Below are 5,688 nucleotides of genomic sequence, written 5' to 3'. Positions count from 1 at the left end.
GGTGGGACCCGGCCGCCCGCGTGTCCCGCGGTGCTACTTCACTGCGCCGGCGGTGAGTCCGGCCACCAGGTACCGCTGCAGGAGCAGGAAGCCGACGACGACGGGCACGCTGACCACGAGGGACGCGGCCATCACCTGGTTCCAGTAGACGTCGTTCTGGGTGGCGTACCCCTGGAGTCCGACGGCGAGGGTCCTGGTGGTGTCGTTGGTCATCACGGACGCGAACAGCACCTCGCCCCAGGCGGTCATGAAGGCGTAGACGGTCACCGCGACGATGCCGGGCACGGCCGCGGGGATGATCACCCGGACCAGGGCGCCGAGCGGGCCGCACCCGTCGACCTTCGCCGCCTCGTCCAGCTCGCGCGGTACGGAGTCGAAGTACCCGATGAGCATCCAGATGGAGAACGGCAGCGAGAAGGTCAGGTAGGTGAGGATCAGCCCGCCCCGCGAGCCGAACAGCTCGATGCCGGTGACCCGGCCGATGTTGACGTAGATGAGGAACAGCGGCAGCAGGAACAGGATGCCGGGGAACATCTGGGTGGACAGCACGCTGACGGTGAAGAACCGGCGGCCGGGGAAGTCGTAGCGGCTCACCGCGTACGCGGCGAACACCGCGATGACCACCGAGCAGACGGTGGCGAGTCCGGCCACGATCAGGGAGTTGACGAAGTACCGCGCCAGCGGGACGGTCGTCCAGATGTCGAGGTAGGGGCGGATCGTCAGGCCGGAGGGGATCCAGCGGAACTCGCCCGACACGTCCTGCAGCGGCTTCAGCGAGCTGCTCACCATGACGAAGACGGGCAGCACCACGAAGGCGGTCAGCAGACCGAGGAAGATCCGCCGGGTCCAGAAGAAGGACGCCGGCGGCGCGGTCGGCGAGCGCCGGTAGCGCGCCGCGGCGGGCTGGGTCGCTCGGCCGCCGTCGACCGGGGCGCTAGACATCGGCGGGCTTCCTTCCGCGGGAGGTGAGGGCGAGGTACACGGCCGTCACCAGGAGCAGGAAGAGCAGCAGCAGGACCGACATCGCGGAGCCGGTGCCGAAGTTCCAGGTGACGAACGAGGACTGGTAGATGTGGATGGAGATCAGGTCCGCGGCCTCGGGCGCCGCCTCGCCGAAGAGCACGAACGGCGTGTTGAAGTCGTTGAACGTCCACAGGAACAGGACGAGCACGAGGACCTGGTTGACGGGTCGCAGCGACGGCAGGGTGATGCGCCGGATCTGCTGCCAGACGCCGGCGCCGTCGATGGCCGCGGCCTCGTAGAGCTCCCGGGGGATGTTCTGGAGGCCGGCCATGATGATGAGGAAGGCGAAGGGCCAGCCCTTCCACACCGAGACGACGAGCAGCGCGACGAAGCTGTTGTCGCCGATCAGCCAGAACGGCGGGCTGTCGGTGAGTCCGAGCTGCCCGTGGATGACGTGGTTGATCAGCCCGTTGTCCCGCTGGAACATGAACGCCCAGGTGATGACGGCCGCGTAGACCGGCAGCGCGTAGGGGACGAGGAAGATCGTGCGGAGCAGGCCGCGGCCGCGGAAGTTCTCCTGGAGCAGGATCGCGGCCGCCGCGCCGATCAGCCAGCACAGGCCGACGGAGAGCACGGTGAACTGGCAGGTGGTGACGAAGGAGCGGAGCAGGGACTCGCCGACGGGCTGGTTCACGTCGACGGCGAGGGAGAAGTTCTCCAGGCCGGCCCAGGGCGCGGCGGTGAAGTCGCGGATGTAGAACTGGGTGATCTCCTTGAAGCTCATCAGGACGCCGATGACCATCGGGACGAGATGGACGAGGAGTTCCAGGAGCAGGGCGGGGATCAGCAGCAGGTACGGCAGGCCGATGCGGCGCAGCCGGGAGGGGAGGCGGGGCCGACGGCGCCGGCCCCGGCCTCCCCGTGCTCCGGGCGGCGGGGCGGCTCGGCCCGGAGCGGTCTGCTGCCGCTGGACGGAAGGGGCGGCGGGTGTCACAGGAGGACCTACTTCGGCATCTGCTGCTGGGCCTTGGACAGCCGGGCCTTGACGGATTCGGTGGTGACCGGGCGGCCGGCGGCGGCGTCGGCGAAGAGCTCCTTGACGGCGGTGCCGACGGCGGTCTCGAACTGCGACTCCTCGGGGACCTGCGGGAGCGGGGCCGCGCTCTTGTCGAGCGTGTCGCGCAGGACGGCCCGGTCGGGGGCGCTGAAGGCGGCGTCCTGCTGGGCGGCCTTGACCGGCGGGATGGAGCCGTAGGTGTCGTTGAGGAGCTTCTGCTCGGCGTCGCTGGTCATGAACTCCACGAACTTCGTGGCGCCGTCGAGGTTCTTGGTGTTCTTGAAGACGGCGATGTTGATGCCGGCGACCATCGAGTTGACCTGCTTGCCGGTGCCGGGGGCTCCCGAGGGGACGGGGACGGGGGCGACGCCCCAGTCGTCGGGCTTCATGCCCTGGGCGGCGAAGGTGGTCGCGGCGGACTGCCACAGGACCATCGCGGTCCTGTTCTTGGCGAAGTCGGTGAGCGACTGGTTCTGGGCGTACTCGGCGTTGCCCGGGGCGACGATCTTGTCCTTGGCCATCAGGTCGACGTACTGCTTGACCGCCGCGACGTTCGCGTCGGAGGTGAAGTCGGCCTTGCCGGACGCGTCGAAGAAGTCGCCGCCCTGCTGCTGGCCGAGGGCGAAGACCTGGTGGATGTTGTTGGAGAGGTTGCCGCCCTCGACGCCGAGCGCCCACTTGCCGTCCTTGGACAGCTTCTTGCCGGTGGTGACCAGCTCGTCCCAGGTGGTCGGGGGCTTCGCGATGCCGGCGTCGGCGAACATCTTCTTGTTGTAGTAGAGCGCGTAGGACAGCGAGTACAGCGGCACCGCGGCCGGGTCCTGGCCCTCTGCTCCGGCGGAGGCGACGGCGGCCTCGCTGAAGCGGTCGCGGCCGCCGATCTTCTCGAAGGCGGCGTCGTCCCAGGGCAGCAGGGCGCCGGTGGCCTGGAGGGAGGCGGACCAGGTGTTGCCGATGTTGAGGACGTCGGGGCCCTGACCGGAGGTGGTCGCGGCGAGGATGCGGTTGAGCAGGTCGGACCAGGGGACGACCTCCAGCTTGACCTTGATGCCGCTCTGCTTCTCGAACTTCTTCAGCTCGGCGGTCAGGATCTTCTTGTCCGCCTCGATGCTCGGGCCCTGGTTCGACGCCCAGTAGGTCAGCGTCTTCGGCTGGGAGTTGTCCCCGCCGCCCGATCCCCCGCCGCCGCAGCCGGCGGCGACGGTGGCGAGCGAGATGACGACGGCGGCGGCCGCGGCGGCTCTGATTCTGCGCATGACTCAGTCGGCCCTTCGAGGGTTGTGGTGCGCGGGCGCGTTCAGGAGGCGAACAACCTCACGCCTTAATTCAGAGCGTGAGTTAAGCCCCGAGAGAGAGTCGCGTCAAGACTTGAAGCAAGGGTCGGCGCGAGCGGCGGTCGGTTACGCAAGAAGTCGGCTGATTCGCGCAGGTTCTGAATCGAGACCTGAAAGTTCCTCGCACGAGCCTTGTGAGGGGTGGGCCCAGCGCCCTACTGTCACCTCACACTCCGACGAAACGGGCTCGCGATGACACTGCGCACCATGGCACGGCGGTGGTGGTCCGCCGGACCAGCACGAAGATCGACGGGGGCGACGGCCGCACTCGTCGCGACCGCGGTCGCCCTCTCCACCCTGGGCGGCGGCACCGCGTCGGCCGACGCGGGCGACGGGCCGGCGGCCGCCGGCAGGGCGGCGAAGGCCGGTCCGGCCGTCACGCGCGCGGCGCTCGACCCGGCGCTGGTCGAGGGCCGCGGCGCGAAGGTCGCCTTCGCCGAGCAGGAGGCGGAGAACGCGGCCACGAACGGCGAGGTGATCGGCCCGGACCGGACCGCGTACACGCTCCCCTCGGAGGCGTCGGGGCGGACGGCCGTCAGGCTGACGCCCGGCGAGCACGTCGAGTTCACGCTGCCGGAGGCGGCCGACGCGATCACGGTGCGCTACAGCATCCCGGACGCGCCGCGCGGCGGCGGGATCACCGCCCCGCTCGCCGTCTCGGTGAACGGCAAGAACCGCGCCACCATGACGCTGACCTCGCAGTACTCCTGGCTCTACAACCAGTACCCGTTCACCAACGACCCGCAGGCCGACCTGCTCCACCCGGACTGGTGGATCACCGAGTGCGCCTGCGTGCCCAAGGACACCACGCCCGCGCCGGAGATCACCAAACCGTTCCGGCCGACGCACTTCTACGACGAGCAGCGGCTGCTGCTCGGGAAGACCTACCGGGCCGGCGACACCGTCCGCCTGACGGTCCCGCGCGACAGCCCGGCGGCGTGGACCGTGATCGACCTGCTGGACTCCGAGCGGGTCGGGCGGCCGCACGTCGAGCTCAAGGCGGCCGACGTGCTCGCCTTCGGCGCGGACCCGACGGGGCGGAAGGACGCGGCGGGCGCGCTGGAGAGGGCCATCGCCTTCGCCAAGCGGCACAAGCTGAAGGTGTACGTCCCGCCGGGCACGTACCAGGTGAACCGGCACATCGTCGTGGACGACGTGACGATCGTCGGCGCCGGCAACTGGTACACGGTCTTCAAGGGCCGCGAGGTCGCGCTGGAGACGCCCGCGCCGGACGGCTCGGTCCACACCGGGGTCGGCTTCTACGGCAAGGACGCGTCGGCCGGCGGCAGCCGGAACGTGCACCTGTCCGGGTTCGCGATCCAGGGCGACGTCCGCGAGCGCATCGACACCGACCAGGTGAACGCCGTCGGCGGGGCGATGAGCGACTCCTCGATCCGGGGGCTGCACATCCAGCACACCAAGGTGGGGTTCTGGTTCGACGGCCCGATGTCGAAGGTGCGGATCAGCGACAACATCGTGGTGGACCAGATCGCCGACGCCCTCAACTTCCACACCGGCGTGACCGATTCGGTCGTCGCGAACAACTTCGTCCGCAACACCGGGGACGACGGGCTCGCCATGTGGTCGGAGAAGCAGGCGAACGCGCGGAACACCTTCGAGCGCAACACCGTGCAGTCGCCGACGCTCGCCAACGGCATCGCGATCTACGGCGGTACGGACAACACGGTGTCGGGCAACCTGGTCGCCGACCCGGTCCGCGAGGGCAGCGGTCTGCACGTCGGGGCGCGGTTCGGGGCGGAGGCGTTCGCCGGACGGCTGGACGTCACCGGCAACACGACCGTGCGCAGCGGCACCTTCGAGCTCAACTGGAAGATCGGCCTCGGCGCGATCTGGTTCTTCGCCCTGGACAAGGACATCGACGCCGACATCCGGGTCACCGGGAACCACTTCCTGGACAGCACCTACAACGCGATCATGCTGGTCAGCGACTGGCCGGTGAAGGACAAGTACACGATCGAGGGCGTCCGGTTCGAGGACATCCGGGTGGACGGCACGGGGACGTCGGTCGTCAGCGCCCGGGCGAAGGGCTCGGCGAGCTTCCGGAACGTGGACGCGCGCAACGTCGGCGCGGTGGGCGTGAACAACTGCGGGTCGTTCAACTTCCCCGCCACCGGGTCGGAGTTCTCCCTGACCGACCTCGGGGGCAACGACGGCGGCGGCACGACCGGGGCGTGGCTCGCGCCGTGGCTGCTGCCGAACACGATCACCTGCGACGACCGGCCGGCGGTCGTCCCGCCGCCGGCGCCGTCGCCGTGGGGCGGCGAGTAGGGCCGCGTGGACGACGGCGGGGCCCGCACCGGATCGGTGCGGGCC

The 5,688-nt window shown here is 69.8% G+C and carries 4 protein-coding genes; 1 reads left to right on the top strand and 3 read right to left on the bottom strand.

Annotation, left to right across the window (positions count from 1 at the left end; translation table 11 throughout):
* Positions 1–33 precede the first annotated feature (33 nt).
* The 3 genes from ACFWEG_RS27960 to ACFWEG_RS27950 are packed head-to-tail and all read right to left on the bottom strand — an operon-like array spanning position 34 to position 3,276.
* Complete coding sequence (locus tag ACFWEG_RS27960; RefSeq protein WP_387220610.1) at positions 34–942, bottom strand: carbohydrate ABC transporter permease; 909 nt, start codon at positions 940–942, stop codon at positions 34–36.
* On the bottom strand, positions 935–1,957 hold the full coding sequence (locus tag ACFWEG_RS27955; protein WP_387220607.1) for a carbohydrate ABC transporter permease: 1,023 nt from the start codon (positions 1,955–1,957) through the stop codon (positions 935–937). Before ACFWEG_RS27955 ends, ACFWEG_RS27960 begins: the two co-directional genes overlap by 8 nt.
* An 8-nt stretch (positions 1,958–1,965) precedes the next feature.
* Positions 1,966–3,276 carry an ABC transporter substrate-binding protein gene (locus ACFWEG_RS27950; RefSeq protein ID WP_387220605.1) on the bottom strand — a complete coding sequence of 437 codons (1,311 nt, stop codon included), beginning with the start codon at positions 3,274–3,276 and terminating at the stop codon, positions 1,966–1,968.
* Positions 3,277–3,561: 285 nt separating this feature from the next.
* Between ACFWEG_RS27950 and ACFWEG_RS27945 the strand changes: the two genes are divergently transcribed.
* Positions 3,562–5,643, top strand: coding sequence for a glycosyl hydrolase family 28-related protein (locus tag ACFWEG_RS27945; RefSeq protein ID WP_387220602.1), 2,082 nt, complete (start codon positions 3,562–3,564; stop codon positions 5,641–5,643).
* Positions 5,644–5,688: the final 45 nt, after the last annotated feature.

The sequence above is a fragment of the Streptomyces sp. NPDC060194 genome (assembly GCF_042728285.1).
Classification (GTDB): domain Bacteria; phylum Actinomycetota; class Actinomycetes; order Streptomycetales; family Streptomycetaceae; genus Streptomyces.
This window is presented reverse-complemented; position numbering and strand designations above follow the sequence as displayed.